This window comes from Echinicola marina (genome assembly GCF_020463795.1).
GTDB classification, from domain to species: Bacteria; Bacteroidota; Bacteroidia; order Cytophagales; family Cyclobacteriaceae; genus Echinicola; species Echinicola marina.
On the sequence record NZ_CP080025.1, the window covers coordinates 4,543,987 to 4,562,110 of the forward strand.

At 38.7% G+C, this 18,124-nt stretch carries 16 protein-coding genes, 1 pseudogene and 1 riboswitch; of the genes and pseudogenes, 2 read left to right on the forward strand and 15 right to left on the reverse strand.

Annotated elements, in window-relative coordinates:
- Positions 1 to 394 precede the first annotated feature (394 nt).
- Positions 395 to 832 (forward strand): hypothetical protein, encoded by a 438-nt coding sequence (locus KZP23_RS18375; protein ID WP_226333241.1) that lies wholly within the window; start codon positions 395 to 397, stop codon positions 830 to 832.
- 27 nt (positions 833 to 859) lie between these two features.
- A complete protein-coding gene (locus KZP23_RS18380; RefSeq protein ID WP_226333242.1) occupies positions 860 to 1,837 on the forward strand; it encodes a hypothetical protein in 978 nt (325 codons plus the stop codon).
- A gap of 186 nt (positions 1,838 to 2,023) precedes the next feature.
- Here the strand turns inward: KZP23_RS18380 and KZP23_RS18385 are convergent, their stop codons facing one another.
- The 15 genes and pseudogenes from KZP23_RS18385 to rpe form a co-directional block, all read right to left on the reverse strand.
- A complete protein-coding gene (locus tag KZP23_RS18385) occupies positions 2,024 to 2,983 on the reverse strand; it encodes an aldo/keto reductase (RefSeq protein WP_317198011.1) in 960 nt (319 codons plus the stop codon).
- A 221-nt stretch (positions 2,984 to 3,204) separates the two neighbouring features.
- Positions 3,205 to 3,624: pseudogene (gene tnpA / locus KZP23_RS18390) on the reverse strand (IS200/IS605 family transposase).
- Between the two features lie 168 nt (positions 3,625 to 3,792).
- Positions 3,793 to 4,863, reverse strand: coding sequence for a HesA/MoeB/ThiF family protein (moeB, locus tag KZP23_RS18395; RefSeq protein WP_226333243.1), 1,071 nt, complete (start codon positions 4,861 to 4,863; stop codon positions 3,793 to 3,795).
- Positions 4,853 to 5,974, reverse strand: a complete 1,122-nt coding sequence (gene thiH / locus KZP23_RS18400) for a 2-iminoacetate synthase ThiH (RefSeq protein WP_226333244.1) — start codon at positions 5,972 to 5,974, stop codon at positions 4,853 to 4,855. The genes moeB and thiH overlap by 11 nt, the downstream gene beginning before the upstream one ends.
- A complete protein-coding gene (locus KZP23_RS18405; RefSeq protein ID WP_226333245.1) occupies positions 5,971 to 6,735 on the reverse strand; it encodes a thiazole synthase in 765 nt (254 codons plus the stop codon). Before KZP23_RS18405 ends, thiH begins: the two co-directional genes overlap by 4 nt.
- Positions 6,716 to 7,369, reverse strand: coding sequence for a thiamine phosphate synthase (thiE, locus tag KZP23_RS18410; RefSeq protein WP_226333246.1), 654 nt, complete (start codon positions 7,367 to 7,369; stop codon positions 6,716 to 6,718). Before thiE ends, KZP23_RS18405 begins: the two co-directional genes overlap by 20 nt.
- On the reverse strand, positions 7,359 to 7,955 hold the full coding sequence (locus KZP23_RS18415; RefSeq protein WP_226333247.1) for a thiamine phosphate synthase: 597 nt from the start codon (positions 7,953 to 7,955) through the stop codon (positions 7,359 to 7,361). Before KZP23_RS18415 ends, thiE begins: the two co-directional genes overlap by 11 nt.
- A gap of 5 nt (positions 7,956 to 7,960) precedes the next feature.
- Positions 7,961 to 9,832 carry a phosphomethylpyrimidine synthase ThiC gene (gene thiC, locus KZP23_RS18420; RefSeq protein ID WP_317198012.1) on the reverse strand — a complete coding sequence of 624 codons (1,872 nt, stop codon included), beginning with the start codon at positions 9,830 to 9,832 and terminating at the stop codon, positions 7,961 to 7,963.
- A gap of 12 nt (positions 9,833 to 9,844) precedes the next feature.
- Complete coding sequence (thiS, locus tag KZP23_RS18425) at positions 9,845 to 10,051, reverse strand: sulfur carrier protein ThiS (RefSeq protein ID WP_226333248.1); 207 nt, start codon at positions 10,049 to 10,051, stop codon at positions 9,845 to 9,847.
- A 55-nt stretch (positions 10,052 to 10,106) separates the two neighbouring features.
- A riboswitch (TPP riboswitch) is annotated at positions 10,107 to 10,206 on the reverse strand.
- Between the two features lie 89 nt (positions 10,207 to 10,295).
- Entirely contained in the window at positions 10,296 to 11,537 is a 1,242-nt protein-coding gene (locus KZP23_RS18430) for an alkaline phosphatase family protein (RefSeq protein ID WP_226333249.1), read from the reverse strand.
- Between the two features lie 134 nt (positions 11,538 to 11,671).
- Positions 11,672 to 12,883: a tetratricopeptide repeat protein gene (locus tag KZP23_RS18435; protein WP_226333250.1), complete on the reverse strand. Its 1,212-nt coding sequence runs from the start codon at positions 12,881 to 12,883 to the stop codon at positions 11,672 to 11,674.
- A 28-nt stretch (positions 12,884 to 12,911) separates the two neighbouring features.
- Positions 12,912 to 15,473, reverse strand: coding sequence for a DNA gyrase subunit A (gyrA, locus tag KZP23_RS18440; protein ID WP_226333251.1), 2,562 nt, complete (start codon positions 15,471 to 15,473; stop codon positions 12,912 to 12,914).
- Between the two features lie 94 nt (positions 15,474 to 15,567).
- Entirely contained in the window at positions 15,568 to 16,611 is a 1,044-nt protein-coding gene (locus KZP23_RS18445) for a hypothetical protein (RefSeq protein ID WP_226333252.1), read from the reverse strand.
- A gap of 166 nt (positions 16,612 to 16,777) precedes the next feature.
- Positions 16,778 to 17,287, reverse strand: coding sequence for a hypothetical protein (locus tag KZP23_RS18450; protein WP_226333253.1), 510 nt, complete (start codon positions 17,285 to 17,287; stop codon positions 16,778 to 16,780).
- A gap of 154 nt (positions 17,288 to 17,441) precedes the next feature.
- A complete protein-coding gene (gene rpe / locus KZP23_RS18455; protein WP_226333254.1) occupies positions 17,442 to 18,095 on the reverse strand; it encodes a ribulose-phosphate 3-epimerase in 654 nt (217 codons plus the stop codon).
- Between the last annotated feature and the right edge of the window lie 29 nt (positions 18,096 to 18,124).

Here is an 18,124-nt window from a genome sequence, read left to right on the forward strand (position 1 = left end):
TGTCTTTTCCAGAATTTTTTAAAAAACATAGGTCTGGGAAAGATCATACCAATATTCAACTAATATACTCACAGACTTTACCCTTATTTTCGCTTATCAACTATCCCTCACTTAATACGTACTATGCCTTCTACTGGCTATTGACTTTTTGACCTTAGTCCAACCCAATGAATTATTTTAAAGATATTAACATAAAATCACCACCAATATCTAGCTGAAAATTAAACTATTACAAAAAAAATGAATGCTTAAATATTTCACAAAAATGAATTAGACAGCACCTGAAAATAGCCCAGTTTTAGTTAAATTGAATAACATTCAATTCCTTAGAAAAGGAAGAATAGCAAAATAGCAATATTGAACTCATGTTTTATTTTTAACAATCTTTCTAAAAATGAGGCCATTCCTTATCGCATTGCTCATTCACTGTTGCCTGAATATCAATTCATATGGCCAAAACCATCATTTTTGGACAAGAAATTATGGTAGTGAATCTATGCTTCTAAATGGTGCTGTGATTGGAAGTGTGGAGGATTTGGGAGCTGTATATTATAATCCTGCCAGATTAGGCTTGATAAAAAACCCAGCTTTTGTCATCAGTGCTGATGTCTACGAACTTAATAATTATAAAATCGAAGACGCTGTTGGAAGTCGCACAGATCTAAACAAATCTAATTTTGGAGGTGCCCCCAGCCTAGCTGCAGGCAGCATAAAGGTCAAAAATTTATCCAAACACTCCTTTGCCTATGCCATTCTTTTAAGGAGCAATAGTGATTTAGGAATATCCTACCATAACGACTACGAAAGGGACATCATACCTTCCGTACCTTGAGATGAGTCGGTGGAGGGCGAAGTAGAATTGACAAATAATTCCAGAGACCATTGGTTTGGTGGGAGCTGGGCCTATGCTGTTAAGGAAAATTTTAGTGTGGGTGCCTCCATCTTTGTATCCAAATTGAACAGCGAAAAAGGGAATATTTACAATATTAGGGCATTGGATAGCAATAATAATGTCAGTATTTATGAATATAATCGCAATTATCAGCTCCAAAGCTATGGTTTGATAGCTAAATTTGGATTAGCATATAATCTGGATGATTGGAGTTTAGGATTGACTTTGACTACTCCAAGGCTCAAATTGACCGGAAAGGGCAAATATAATTTTTATAATTACTTCTCCTTCCCTCCTGAAAGTGAAATAAATGATATTTATGCCAATAGCTTTCAAGATGATTTGGAAATTCAATTAAAAACGCCCTTTTCCATAGGATTTGGCGCCGGATATCAGCTTAGCAAAAAAAATATCATCCACTTCAGCGCAGAATATTTCCATCGAGTAAAGAACTTTGATGTCTTGAAAGCTGAGCCTCATATCATGCAAAGCCAACCTGATTCCACTATTAGTTTTTCATTAGCAGACGGATACAAAAGTATCTTAAATATGGGAATTGGCGGAGAATGGTACCTCAATGAAAACATTAGCCTTTATGGATCAATAAGTACTGACTTTAATGCAAGCCCTAAGGAAGTGTATAGTTTTGTCAGCCAAATGCCCATTGCTTCCAACATGGAATTCAATGCCAATTACTGGCACATTGCAGTCGGTTCCCTCATCACAATTAAGGGGGCTGACTTTACTCTGGGAGCCACTCGTACTGGTGGAAAAAGTCATTTTGAACAACCGGTCAACTTACCGATACAAGATGTAAACAATGCACCAATAGCCACTGATAATTCGGGGATAATTACATGGTCCAGATGGCAATTTATCGTTTCTGTCTCCATTCCCTTCTTTAAAGATTATGTAAAGAAAATTGAGGACAAAATTGGATTGTAGTCACTACAATAATATGAGAGGAAAAATGAATGAGGCTGCCGCTAATATTAGGAACAGCCTCATTCATAATGCTTGATTTGTCAATTCTAGAAAACTCTTCCGCACAATACCCCTTCATGGTTAAAAATAAGAACCATGGAGAAATGAATTATTCAAAAGAACAATAATGTTTTAATAAGAAACATTTCAACTATATTCTTCCCAAAAGTCTGAAAACTCATAAGGACTGTCATGCAGTGTCCATAACTTTCCATCGGTAAACCTAAACGGTCCATCCAACTTATTTAAGCTATTTATATCTGATTGACTCAAAGTTAAGTTTGTAGCATCCAAATTCTCAGCTATCCTTTTGGCACTAACAGATTTAGGGATAACTGCGATATCCCTACTCATTCCCCAAGCTAGGACCACCTGAGCGACGCTGACATTATGGCTTTTTGCAATAGAAGAAACAGTATCATTTTCTAGCAAAATTGGTAAATCCAAACCTCCTGCTCCCTTGGTCCTATAGGCAGCCCCCAAAGGTGCATAGGCTGTTAAATGAATGCCTTCACTTTTGCAGAAATCCACCAACTCGTTTTGTGGAAGAAATGGATGCATTTCCACTTGGTTCATTTCGGGCTTAATCTTAGCTGGACCAAGAATTTCCTTGAGTTTCTTTATCTTGAAATTAGAAACACCAATATGCTTCACTTTGCCTGTTGCCGTTAATTCTTCCATCGCTTCCCAAGTACTAGTAAGCGGGATATCGTCCAAACTTTCAAAATCCTCCTGCTTTTCTGGAAAATCTACTCCATGCTTAAGTGCTAGCGGCCAATGCACCAAATACAGATCCAAATAATCTAACTGAAGGTCTTTCAATGTTTGCTCTAAAGCAGGCCTCACATGTTCAGGCCTGTGGGAATCATTCCAAAGTTTGGAAGTAATCCAGAGTTCCTCTCTTTTTACCAGCCCATCCTTAAAAGCTTTGGCAAAAGCCTCACCTATTTCCTTTTCATTTTTATAGATATAAGCACAATCAAAATGCCTATAACCTAGTTTTATAGCAGCAATAATGGCTCCATATACTTCTCCAGGCTTGGATTGCCATGTACCAAGACCAAAAATGGGCATCTTGTCCCCATTATCAAAAGTTAAGGTTTTCATGCTAATTAAGATTTTTAAAGATTGTCCCTTTTATAAAGGCTTATACTAAAACTACACCTTATGAAAGGGATTTAAAAACCTGAAAGTTCCAATTTTCAATGCTAAAATTAAAACATCCCCATCCAAAGGAAGGGGATTTGTGATAACCCCTGTAAGGGGGTAAAACTGCCCTTGCCCCCTGAGGAGGCAAGGGAGGTGTTGTCCCCTATGTTAAACTTTATTTACTTTTCAAACTTCTTTTCTTGCTTTTCCTGATATTCCACATATCGTCTGATCATTTCCGAATCAAGACCTATCGTATCTACACAGTAGCCCTTGGCCCAAAAGTGATTGCCCCAATAGGGGCGCTGCTTCAACTCCTTGAACCTACCAAAAACCCTTATTGCAGTACGTCCTTTTAGCACACCTACAATTTCTGATATGGATACTTTTGGCGGTACCTCGATAATCAGGTGAACATGGTCCTCCTAAACATTTAATGCTTCTATCTTGCAACGCTTTTGCTCGCTGAACAGATGAATGCAGGTTTCTACCTCTTCCTTTATTGTGCCCTTAAGCACTTTATACCTATATTTAGGCGTCCAAACTATATGGTACTTACAATGCCAAATGGCATGAGATAATCTATTGAATCGACTCATTTGGTTACTTTCTTTTGTTGTGGGGACAACATCTTGAAAGTTAACCTTGAGTCGGTTTTTAGGCAAACCCGTGAAACGGTCTCTGACCACGTTCACAGAACGTGGATTTCTAAGTGTATATTAAAAATTTCAAAATGTGCAAGGATACCGATATTAATAATCAATTCTTCAATCAACTACTCCGATAGCATTAATACCTCCTTTTAAATGGACGACATTATCTAATCCCTGTTCTTTCAAGTATTTAAGCGCCTTTTCACTTCTTTGACCTGACTGACAAAGAAGCAAAACTTGCTCTCTTGACTTAAGTTCAACAATCTTCTCTGGTAGCATTTGTAATGGAATGTTTATTCCACCTCTATTAAAGTTAGAAAATTCAGTTTCTGATCTTACATCTACTATTCTTGTCGACCAATATGATTCTGATTTTATAAAATCAGCGGCTTCTATTTCGACCAAACCAGCTTCTATTTCACAAGCATAATCCTTACTTTCCAATTGGTCAATTTGCTTATTCTCTTTAATTAAAGTATACCTCAGCACATATTGACTATTGGTCAAAGCATTGGTGATAAGTAATTTTCCCGATAATGGTTCCCCTATTCCGGTTAGGATTTTAATCACTTCATTGGCTTGTAAAGTGCCAATCAAACCAGGCAAGACACCGATAACCCCTATCTCACTACAGTTTGGCGCATCCAATGGATCAGGAGGCTCTGGAAATAAACACCTATAGGTAGGCCCATCCTCTCCATAATTAAATACACTTACCTGACCTTCAAATTCTAATATCGAACCAAATACAACTGGAATCCCTAAAATCACCGCAGCATCATTGATCAAATAGCGCGATTCAAAATTATCTGTTCCATCCACTACCACATCATAGCCAGACATAATTTCCAATGCATTATCGACATTTAAGAACGCTTCATGGGTGAAAATGCTAATGTCTGGATTTTGGGCACTTAACTTAGCTTTAGCACTTAAAGATTTGAATGCTCCTATATCATTATCTCCAAACAGCACTTGCCTTTGTAAGTTGGATAGTTCCACCTTATCCCCATCCGCTATCCCAATAGTTCCTACACCAGCGGCCACAAGGTATTGTAAAACCGGACATCCCAAGCCTCCAGCACCGATCACCAAAACCTTACTGGCTAATAGCCTCTCTTGTTTTTCCTTCCCAAAACCCGGTAAGGAATAGTGACGACTATATCTTTCTGAACTATTCTGCATATTGTAAAATTTGATCCCAGTCCTTCCAAACTGCTTGGTAACCATTATTTTTCAATAATTCTGCAATTTCTTTTGGACTCCTTTCATCGGAAATTTCAAATTGTTCCAAAGACTGCTTTTCCACAGCATAACCACCTGGATTGGTTTTGGAACCTGCACTCATGGAGGTAATCCCCAACTTGATGACATGGTTACGGAAATGTTCAGTTTCTCTGGTAGACAGAGATAATTCTACATCAGGATCCAACAATCTATACGCACAGATCAATTGCACCAATTCTCTATCACTCATGGCCACTTTAGGCTCTTGTCCACCTGAAAATGGTCTTAACCTTGGAAAAGAAATCGCATATTTGGTTTTCCAATACTTCTTTTCCAAATATTGGAGGTGCATGGCCGTATAAAAGCTATCTATCCTCCAATCTTCAAGACCTATTAAGGAACCTATACCAATCTTATGAATACCTGCTCTTCCCAAACGGTCAGGAGTTTCTAATCGATAATCAAAATTTGATTTCTTTCCCTTCGGGTGATGTTCCTTATAAGTTTCCCGGTAATAAGTTTCTTGATAGACCAAAACACTGTGTAGCCCACTCTGTATAAGCCGCTCATATTCATCTTGGTCAAGAGGCTGAACTTCAATACTTACATTGGCAAAATAAGGTTTAACCAACTGTATGGCATGTTCCAAATAATCCACTCCTACAGTCTTGCTGGCTTCCCCAGTTACCAAAAGGACATGGTCAAAGCCCATAGACTTTAAAACTTCCACCTCCATAAGGATTTCCTTATCACTAAGGGTTTTCCTACGGACCTTATTGTCCAAGCTAAAGCCACAATAGGTACAAATATTTTGACATTCATTCGAAAGGTAAAGTGGAGCAAAAAGCTGCATATTATTTCCAAATCGCTGCAAAGTCAGTTCCCTGCTTTGTCTGGCCATGGTTTCCAGATAGGGTGCTGCAATTGGAGAAATCATCACTAAAAAGTCGTCAAGACTTTTTTCTTTTTTTGCCAATACCCTTTCAATATCCTGCTTAGTAAACTTATCCAATCTAGCTTGGATTTCATCAGGTGAGTATTTGGTGAGAATATCATTAAATTCCATCATAAAGAAAGAAATTCGGTTAACGGACTACTCGAATCTGCTTGAGTACTAACTGCACCAGGACCGCATTCGTAGGCTGTTCGACCTGCTTCCACAGCCATTCTGAAGGCATCAGCCATTTTTACGGGATCTTGCGCAACAGCAATGGCGGTATTAACCAATACAGCATCAGCACCGATTTCCATCGCTTGGGCAGCATGGGAAGGTACCCCCAAACCAGCATCTACCACCACAGGCACATTGCTTTGCTCGATAATAATCTTAAGGAAATCAAGCGTCTTCAATCCATTATTACTTCCAATTGGAGAACCCAAGGGCATCACCGCAGCTGCTCCAACCTCTTCTAATCTTTTGCATAACACTGGATCAGCATGTATATAGGGAAGCACTACAAAACCCGCTTTTACCAACTCCTCTGTTGCCTTCAAAGTCTCAATAGGATCAGGGAGTAAATATTTGGGGTCTGGGTGTATTTCCAGTTTCACCCAATTGGTTTCCAATGCTTCCGCTGCCAACTGAGCAGCAAAAACTGCTTCTTTAGCTGTTCTTACACCAGAAGTATTGGGCAAAAGATTAATCCGGGAATGGGATAAATGTGCCAGCATATCATCGTTTTCGCTCTTCACATCCACCCTTCTCAATGCTACAGTAACTAGTTCCGATTCGGAGATCTCCAAAGATTCTTGCATCAGCTCATAGCTGGGAAACTTCCCTGTACCTGTAAATAGTCTCGATGAAAATGTCTTATTGGCTATAGTTAGCATAATCAAATGTTTTTGTAATGTGTTCAATAATCAATTTTTGGTTTTCGGACTTATGAATCAAGCCCGAAAGTGCCACCCCATAAATTCCTGTGGCACTTAAATCATCAATATCCGCTTCTTCAATACCTCCTATTCCCAAAACAGGAATGGTGATCCCTTTGATCCTAAGGGATTCCATGATCGAAACATATCCTTCTTTTCCTAAGATAGGACTCAACTTTTTCTTAGTTTCAGTAAAGCGAAAAGGACCTAAACCAATATAATCAGCTGTTTCTGACACTTCTATAATATCCTCTAGCCTATTGGCTGTCGCGCCTATGATCAACTTACTTCCATATCGCTCCCTGATATAAGCTACTTTTTTATCTTCTTTTCCAACATGAACCCCCGCTGCACGCACCTTATGTGCTATCTCAGGATGATCATTGATAATCAATTGACATCCATATTGGTCACAAATATTCTTGGCTTTTGAAGCTATTTGAAGAATGGTTTCCTTTGGAAACTCCTTCATCCTCAGTTGAACCCAAGTTGCTCCACTTTTACAGACTCCTGCGATATCTAGTAAATAATCATCTTGGTGTGCCAAGTTTGGCGTGATATAATGTAGCGTGCTGATATGCTTATTTTGCATCAATTAATTCTTGTTTTATTTCCTTAAATACTGAAACTCTAGCAGCTAAATCTCCTGTTTTCCAAATGTCTCCCATAATTACTGCGCCGTCAAAGCCCATCTCCTTTACAACAGAAATCTTGCTTCGACCAACTCCCCCCAGAGCATATACAGAAAAACCAAGCCCCTGCTTGTGCTCCATCATCCAATTTTTTAAAGCATTATACTCAAAAGCAGCTTGATACCCTTGCTTAGAGATACTATCAAAAATGGGACTTATAAAGCCATAATCCAGTACACTATTATCTACTTCCAATAGTTCATTTAAATGATGGAAGGATTTTGACTTTCTTAATGAAGAGGCTAAAATTTTCTGGTTGCTCTTAAAATGACAGCCCCCCAATCCCAAATCAGTCGCCAGTTTCAAATCACCATGCAAACTGATTTTTGAATAGTATTCAACAGGAATGGCATTGACCAATGTTCTAATTTCAGTAACTCCCCATCTAGGCTTTCGGATATGCAGTCTGGAAAGCCCCTGATCTAACAATTGGATCAGGCTTTCTTCCTCTTTTTCAAGGTAATTTGGATCTGTTATCAGCAACAAGTCCATTACTGGTTGAGGTAGATTTCTCCGCCCTTGTCAGTAAATTCTTCCGCTTTTTCCTTCATACCTTTTTCAATAGCATCTACCCCATTGAGTCCTTTTTGGTCCGCATAATCACGAACATCTTGGGTTATCTTCATGGAACAGAAATTTGGTCCGCACATACTGCAAAAATGAGCCACTTTTGCACCATCAGCAGGTAAGGTTTCATCATGAAAAGCCCTGGCTGTATCAGGATCTAAGGATAGGTTAAATTGATCTTCCCATCTAAACTCAAATCTGGATTTACTTAGTGCATCATCCCTATGCTGGGCTCCTGGATGGCCTTTGGCCAAATCAGCGGCATGGGCTGCAATTTTATAAGTGATCACACCATCCTTAACATCCTTTTTGTCTGGTAAGCCCAAATGCTCTTTAGGAGTAACATAGCAGAGCATGGCACATCCATACCAGCCGATCATTGCAGCGCCTATTCCTGATGTAATATGGTCATAACCAGGTGCGATATCTGTTGTCAATGGACCTAAGGTGTAAAAAGGCGCCTCTCCACATTTCACCAATTGCTTGTCCATATTTTCCTTGATCATATGCATGGGAATGTGACCTGGTCCTTCGATGATGGTTTGTACATCATGTTTCCAAGCTATCTTAGTCAGCTCACCTAAGGTTTCCAATTCAGCAAACTGCGCTTCGTCATTGGCATCAGCAATAGATCCAGGTCGCAATCCATCACCTAAAGAGAAAGTCACATTATAAGCCTTCATGATCTCACAGATTTCCTCAAAATGAGTATACAAGAAATTCTCTTTATGATGGGCTAAACACCATTTGGCCATAATGGAGCCTCCTCTAGAGACAATACCAGTGACTCTTTTGGCCGTCAAGGGCACATATCTAAGCAGCACACCTGCATGAATCGTGAAATAATCCACCCCTTGTTCTGCCTGTTCTATCAAGGTATCCCTGAAAAGCTCCCATGTAAGGTCCTCTGCTTTTCCATTCACCTTCTCCAAGGCTTGGTAAATAGGCACCGTACCGATAGGAACAGGACTATTTCTCAAAATCCACTCTCTGGTTTCATGAATATTTTTCCCTGTTGAAAGGTCCATGATGGTATCTGCTCCCCATCTACAAGCCCAAACAGCCTTTTCCACCTCTTCCTCAATACTGGAGCCAATGGCTGAGTTGCCAATATTTGCATTGATTTTCACCAAAAAGTTACGGCCAATGATCATTGGTTCTGCCTCTGGGTGATTAATATTGGCTGGAATCACTGCCCTTCCCTGTGCTACCTCATCCCTGACAAACTCCGGGCTAATAATGTTTTTGGGGGTATTTGCGCCGAAATTTTGCCCTGGATGTTGCTTAGTCAATTCCTTTTGTTCTGCAATTCGCTGGTTTTCCCTGATAGCAATATATTCCATTTCAGGAGTGATTATCCCCTTCTTAGCATAATGCATCTGACTTACATTCTTACCCTGCTTGGCTTTCAATGGAGGTCTTACCAGCTCAAAACGGAGTTTGTCCAATGCCGGATTATCCAACCTACGCTGACCATATTCAGAGGTTAACTTTTCCAACTGCTCCACATCACCGGTAGATGTAATCCACTCCTCTCTTAATCTGGGTAATCCTTTTTTAACATCAATTTGAATATTGGGATCAGTAAAGGGACCACTCGTGTCATATACCGTTACTGGGGCATTTTGCTCCACTGTTTGGTGCCTATCCAAATGAGAGACGGTATCATGCAGGCCGATTTCCCGCATGGCCACTTTTATAGGGTGAATTTCACCTGAAACATAAACCTTTTTAGAATTTGGAAATGGATCAGTCGTAATAATATTGTCCATTTCCTGTTGATTGATATCCTTCATAGTTAATATAGATTATCCACCTTGCGTGGCTTTAATGATTAAAATGTCATCGTTTTCTTTGAGCTTAAAATCATCCCATCTGGATTTGGGAATTACCTCTTGGTTTACGGCTACAGCAAGACCACGGAGTGAACTAATATCTTGATTGGCCAACAATCCTGATAAAGTAATATCCCCACTTGCATGAACCATAGGTTCACCATTAAGGATAAAATTCATAAGAATAAATTTTAATAATTAAGAAAATAACTTCAGGAATGAAGATAATCTGTCGGAAGGACGCTTCACTTTTCCCTTCGCCCGCATTACCGGGATCAGGTTCAGAGGGTATGTCTCAGCCCCGATTGTTTATCGGAACACCCCTAAAGTTTTTATTACGTGTTTACAAAGGTATGGTCATTAGCCAATTTCCAAAATATTTTGGAAATTTTCTTTTATGATCAAAAAGTAAGAACTCAAAAATTTATTCCAAAATACCCTGTAAAACAGACACATCACCATCAATATAATCCGGAATAGGCAAATTTAGAATCTCACAAATTAATGGATAAATATGAATGTTCTTGAAGGAATTAATTTCTATACCATTTTTGATTGCTGGACCATTTGCATAAAAGACACCATGCATCTCTTTGAATTTAGGGTGAAAACCATGTTCTCCAAATGTATCGGTATCAAACATTCGTGACCTTTGGTTATACTTTACAAAACCTGATTTATCTATCAGATAATACCCCAAATCAGGAATTAGCATTAGATCTCCTAATTTGGAATTATTGTCTCCGGCATCACCATAATACTTTTTTGACCGTGGGTTTACCACCTTTACATGCTGAAGATTTTTCCTGACCCCTCTCCTTATTTTAGTCTTATCCTTTTCTTTGTCCAAATAAATATGAAGTACAGAGCCATTATTATAATATTCCAAGGGAAGCCCCTCCAATACACTTTCAACATCCAATAAATTGTCTTTTTTTATATTGACCATTCCATGGTCAGATACGATCAAAATATTGACTTTCAAGCCGGTTTGCCTTACGGCATTGAAAAGTACACCAAGTTCAGCATCCAAACGACGAACTGCTTCTTCGATTTTTTCATCATTTTCTGGACCATATCTATGCCCGATATCGTCCAAATCTGAAAAATATAAAGATATAAATCTAGGTCGCTGAGGATCTGGTAATGCAAGCCAATCTAAAACCTTCGCAATCCTCTCCATATTGGGCACTCCCCCATCATAATTGTAAAAATAGCTCGGACGATAGCCCATAATTTCCGCTTCAGTTCCTATGAAAAAATAACTAGCAGCCTTCATGCCATTTTCCTCTGCTAGAACCCATAGTGGCTTGCCGCCATACCATGATCCATCTTGGGCGCTTTTAGGATTGCTATTTCTATATTCCAACCTTTGAATTGGATCAAAAAAGAAATTATTCACCAATCCATGTTTTCCTGGAACCATACCTGTTGCTATGGAATAATGACTAGGAAAGGTTTTGGAGGGAAATGGAGGTATAAGGGATTGGGCACTAACACCAAGCTTAATGAATTTTGACAAATTTTCAGGCTGAAACCTATCAGTATAATCATAGCGATAACCATCAAGTGAGACTAATATTACATATTGCTCTTTTTCCTGTGCTTGTAACTGAAAAATAGATCCTAAAAATAATAGAATAAAGAAATATCGGTAAAGTGGCATATTAATCGTATTATGGATGCAATATAATAGTAAGCGCAGAACTATACTGTTAAGTAAGCAATAAATCTTTGTATGGCATAAAAAAAGGTCGCTGAGAAATTCAGCGACCTTTTCAATATTTTATTGAGGACTGATTAGCCCTCCATCCAATTTGGACCTTCAAGTTCCTGTAACTTTTTATCATACTCAGCAGCTTTTGCTTCGTTTTTCAAACGTGTATGAATTTGGAACAAGATTCTCAAAATTTCAGTATTATCTGGCTTGAGGCTGGAAGCTTTTTCAAACAAAGGCAATGCTTTTTTGTAAAGTTCATCAGCTTCAGCTAACATATCATCTGATTTAGCTTCCCATTCATCATCTGGAAGATTATTCACCTCGTTGATAATATCTCTAGCTTTGTCCACATAAACCGCAGCCGCATAATAATTACCCTCAAAGAAATCCGGATCTGTCTCTACTGCCTTCAAATATTCTTCAAGAGCACCTTCTAAATCCCCAGATTGCTCTTTCAAATAACCATATCTCAAACGGATCGGGGCATTATTAGGATCTTTTTCCAATGACTCTTCAATTGATGCCATTGCTTCATCCATTTTTTCCAATTGTAATAATAATTGGATTTCAAATTCAGACAAGCCTTCATCCATTGGATACTCTTTTCTAGCCTCTTTCACCAATCGATAAGCCTCTTCCTGGTCATCATCTTCAGTATTTGCTATTTGAATCAAGAAATAATAAGCATTCAACTTATTATAATCTGGATCATCCAATAACATGGTCAAGTATTTTTTAGCCGCTTCAAAATTTTCGCTGGCATTGGCAGTATAACCCGCATTGAAAACAATAGAAGTATCTGCAGGGTCGATATCTGCAGCCAAACCAAAGAATTTAGACGCTAAGTCCATATCTTCTTCATCGTATTTGGCAATCGCCTTGTCTACAGAAGAATTCTTTAATTTATATAATCCTTCACCTTGTAGGTTATCAGGTAAACCAGGAACTACTTCTTTGAAAATCTCTTTTCCCAATTTGCTAGTAGAATCTTTTCCATCCATTTCAAATGCTTTGGTAAAAGCATCGAAGGCATTTCTACCTTTATCTACAGTCACTTGTGTATTGGAAGAGTCTGCCACATACTGTGTGGTCAAAATCTGTCCCTTAATAAAATATGTTTCAGGATCCGAACCGGTCTCAGCATCTTGAGTCGCTGCTTCAATTTCAGAAAGTGCAGTGGCCAACTCACCTTTTCTAAGGTTCTTTTCCGCAGATTTTACTACCTTTTTTTGGCCAAAGGCTACCGTTGAAGCCAAACCGACCAAGGTCAATGATAAAATTAATTTTTTCATTTTGATTTATTTATTCCTGTATTGGTTTTTAGGTCTCACTTGAATTGTCATCCGAGGAAGCTTCATCTCCATTAGTAGATTCTGGATTTTCAGTGGATGCAGATGAATCGTTTACTGCATCTTCTAGCTCCTCTTCTTCAATTTCTACATTTTCTATTTTTTCAATGGATGAAATCTCATCGTTGTCATTGAGTTTAATCAATCGAACACCTTGTGTGGCCCGACCCATTACCCTTAAGCCTGCTACTGGTGTCCTGATAATTATGCCTGATTTATTTATGATCATCAAATCATCAGTATCCACCACTTCTTTTATGGCAACTAAACTACCCGTTTTCTCAGTGATATTCATGGCTTTTACACCTTTACCTCCTCTGTTGGTAATTCTGTATTCCTCCACGGGGCTACGCTTGCCATATCCTTTCTCAGAAACCACCAATAAGGTAGCATCTTCCCTAGAAACACAAACCATGCCAACTACATAGTCTTTATCATCAGATAAAGTGATGGCTTTTACCCCCGTTGCAGTCCTGCCCATTGGCCTTACTGCTGACTCATTAAAGTGTATGGCCCTACCTGACTTGGCCGCGATAATGATATGGGAATCACCATGGGTAAGTTCAACATTCAGTAATTGATCATCCTCCCTGATATTCAATGCTATAATACCATTGGATCTAGGTCTGGAATATTGTTCCAAAGTAGTTTTCTTGATAATTCCCTGTTTGGTGGTCATCACCAAAAAATTGTTCTGGATATAATCCTCATCATTCAAGTCTGCTACCTGAATGATCGACCTGATCTTATCCTCTGATTCAATATTGATCAGGTTCTGAATAGGTCTTCCCTTAGCAGCTTTGCTTCCCTCCGGAATCGCGTAGGTTTTTAGCCAGAAAAGTTTACCCAAATCAGTAAAGATCAATAAATAATTATGGGTAGATGCAGAGAATATATACTCTGTGTAATCGTCGTCCTTGGTACTTACCCCTCTAGAACCTACTCCTCCTCGACCTTGTGTTCTATATTCCTTTAAGGCAGTCCTTTTCACATATCCCTGATGAGATACAGTAATGATCACCTCCTCATTAGGAATCATATCTTCATAACTGAAGTCTTCCGCATTGTGCTCGATGATGGTTCGGCGCTCATCTGCATATTTTTCCCGTATTTCAGCAAGTTCCGTTTTGATGATTTCCATTCTTCGCTCCTTATGGGCCAAGATATCCTTAAGGTCCTCAATCAATAACATCAACTCCTCGTATTCCTTCTCGATTTTCTCCCTCTCCATTCCGGTAAGACGCTGAAGTCTCATGTCCAAAATGGCCCTCGCTTGAATCTCGGTCAAATCAAATTTCTCCATCAAACCATTTCTGGCTGTTTCTGGATCCCTGGAGTTTCTGATCAAACTGATCACTTCATCAAGGTTATCCAAGGCAATCAAATATCCCTGAAGAATATGTGCACGCTTTTCTGCCTCCCTTAACTCATATTCTGTTCTTCTGGTCACCACCTCATGCCTGTGGTTGACATAATGAACTATGAGGTCTTTTAAGTTCAAGGTATGTGGTCTACCTTTGACCAAGGCCACATTATTGATGCTGAAAGACGTCTGAAGCTGAGTTTGCTTATATAGGTTATTAAGCACCACATTGGCAATGGCATCCTTTTTCAACTCATAAACAATACGCATCCCATGTCGATCAGACTCATCACGTATAGCAGAAATTCCTTCCAGCTTTTTCTCCTGAATTAACTGGGCAGTCTTCTCGATCATATTGGCCTTATTGACCAAATAAGGAATCTCATTGATAATGATCATTTCCTTACCACTGTCCTTGGTTTCTATAGTGGCTTTACCACGCATGACCACTCTGCCCCTACCTGTCTCAAAGGCATTTTTTACACCATTATAACCATAAATGATACCGCCAGTCGGGAAATCAGGAGCAATAATATGCTTCATTAATTCTTCAATGGTGATCTCATTATTGTCTATGTATGCGACAATACCGTCTATCACCTCTCCCAAATTGTGAGGGGCCATATTGGTAGCCATACCTACAGCAATCCCTGAAGCTCCATTAAGTAATAAAGCGGGTATCTTTGCAGGCAATACTACTGGTTCCTTTAAAGAATCATCGAAATTCAACTGGAAATCTACTGTTTCCTTATTGATATCGATCAACAATTCTTCAGCAATTCTCTTCAGCCTGGCTTCGGTATAACGCATCGCCGCCGGATTATCACCATCAATGGAACCAAAGTTTCCTTGAGGATCAACCAATGGATATCGCAATGACCATTCTTGGGCCATCCTAACCATGGTTTCATATACAGCACTATCACCATGAGGGTGATACTTACCTAATACTTCCCCAACGATCCTTGCTGATTTTTTATAAGGTTTATTGTGAAGGACGCCCAATTCCTGCATTCCAAATAGGATTCTGCGGTGAACGGGTTTCATCCCATCTCTTACATCTGGGAGTGCTCTGGAAACAATAACCGACATCGAATAATCGATGTAGGCTCCACGCATTTCCTCCTCAATATTAATCGGTATAATGTTCTCGTTTTCTCCTTGAGCCATATTTTGTAGTTCTCAATATAAGGTTGCAAGATAATAAAAAGAATAAGGTTTTAAAACACTATTTTTCCTTTCAAATGGTTTATTTAGGCTGTTTTTAGTACCACTGACCGATCTTTCGGTTTTGCATATTCCAGATGGAACTTCCTCTGTATTCTATGCCATCATGTAAATGTTTCATTTTCACCCCACATCCACCAATTTTACATCTTTTTGTTCCAGGTAACCTTAGCGAAAGACATATATTTACGGTATAAAGATTTTGTTCAATAATTTGACTTTCCTCCAATGTAGGAACTTGATAATTGAACTTTCTGAATTCAGCATTTGGCTTGATATACACCTTGGTGTACTCGGATAGTTCCCGCTCAATCCTCAGCCCAATCCCATAATAAGGCTCTGTAGCCGTCAAGACCGCATCATAGCTTTCTTGGACAGTAATATTGCCAAATTCCCCTTCCAAGGTAAATCGCCACGGATAATCCTGTCTCATCCTGATCTTTTGCTCCGCCTGCTTATAGGTATTTATACTACTGTACTTTTTGTAACGCCAATTGAGGTATGCACGTCGCCTTTGTGCATCATATAGTACCAAGCCTACTGTCCCGTAAAGTTTGTCAAACACATATTTATCATTGTTAAAATTAAAGTGATATTGATCATTTGCTAGCATGGCCATGTTTCCAAATTCCCTTCCGTATCCACCACCAACACTTAAAATTCCAAACAGGTCTATTCTGACACCAGCGTTTACAGGAATCACTGAACTTTTGGAATCAAAGGAAACGATTTCCCCTGAACTAATATCTGTTGATGAAGCATCTTCAAAGGTAGGACTGATAGGATAAGCCGCTGGATCACTGCTCATAAAATCCATAGTATTAAAGTGCTGCCCATATCCTCCCGAAAGTTCCAAACTGATTTTACTAATAATACTTCTGGTAGCATTTCCCAATCCACTTTCACTTCTCCTGGTCTTGCTTCTGGCCTTGGTATCAATGCCAAATATATCCTCATCCTGGGCCTCTACTGGAACACTGAATCCCATAATAAGTGCAAAAAATACGACACCAAAGAACCATGTCTTCATTGATGAAAAACAGCAATTGTCAAATGATGTAATCCTAACAGCCTTTTTCATAGCAGTAGTTGATTTTAATATTGCCTGTTGGTGAATAAACAATTTAATGAATTTAATGAAGAAGTTAATTCAAATATGTAATAAGCTCCAATTCATTTTTTTTAGATCGCACAAAAAAAGCCCTCCAAATAAATGGAAGGCCATTTTTATGATTTATCAAGAATACTTATTCAGCATCTCCACCTTCTTCTTCCTCTTCTGAACTTCTAGCACTTGCTTTCTCCGCAATAATGGCATTTACTTTTGCCTTTACTTCAGGGTCAGTTTTCATGGCACTGTTCACTTTATTATATGTCGCAGCACCTAAAATTTCATCATTCTTTATTAGAGAAATCATTCTCTCTTTGATTACATCTGAAAGAGAATTTTTGGTTTCTACGATTTTGCTGTATTCCGCTTTTTCCTCTTCTGTAATTTCAATTTCAGCTAATTTGGCATCATCACCCCATGCTTCTTTGATTTCATTATACCTGGCCACATCAAATACCTCATTTTCTTTGATCATGCTCTCCAGTTCACCTTGCTTCACTTCCATAAAATGATTTACAGAATCTTTCATCGCTGCAAACTTTTCAATCTCCTCAGTGCTCACCTCTTCTGCTGCTGCCTCCTGAGCCTTTGCCGTGATGCTAACCATACACATCATCAAAAATGCCAATCCAAATAAACGCTTCATCTTTTTCAATCTTTTTAATAAATATTGTAAACTTAACTAAATTCTAATAAAAGGGTTTAATGCTTATTAAGCAAGAATTTTCAGCAAAAAACTTCATTTTATTTAACCTATAATTATAAGACAAAGAAACAAATACCCACTTAAAATGCTGGTCTTATTGGATTTGCTTCAATGATTTAATGGTATTTTTCGGATCATCAGAATTAAATACAAAACTTCCTGCTACTAGAATATCCGCACCTGAATCTATGATTTTGGCAGCATTGTCCATATTGACTCCGCCATCTATTTCTATTTTGGCCTGTGAACCAGTAGCGGTAATGATTGCTTTCAAATCACGGATTTTTGAATAGGTGTGCTCTATAAACTTTTGCCCTCCAAAACCTGGATTTACTGACATAATGATGACCTGATCAATATCTCTGATAATATCCCTTAACAATTCCACAGATGTATGTGGATTTATGGCCACCCCAGCCTTACAGCCCAATTCCTTTATGGCTTGTATATTCCGGTGCAAATGATTACACGCTTCAAGGTGTACACTGATCGTTTCTGCACCAGCCTCTGCAAATGCTTTCAGGTACTGATCAGGATTCACAATCATCAAATGTACATCTAAAGGTTTCTTGGCATATCTATTAATCGCTTCCAAAACAGGGAAACCAAAAGATATATTGGGCACAAAAACCCCATCCATAATATCCACATGAATATAATCCGCATGGGAATCATTTAACATCTCAATTTCAGACTTTAAATTACCAAAATCCGAAGCCAATACGGATGGGGCTACGAGTGTACTCATATAATTTTGTTATTTAATTAGGCTTAAAG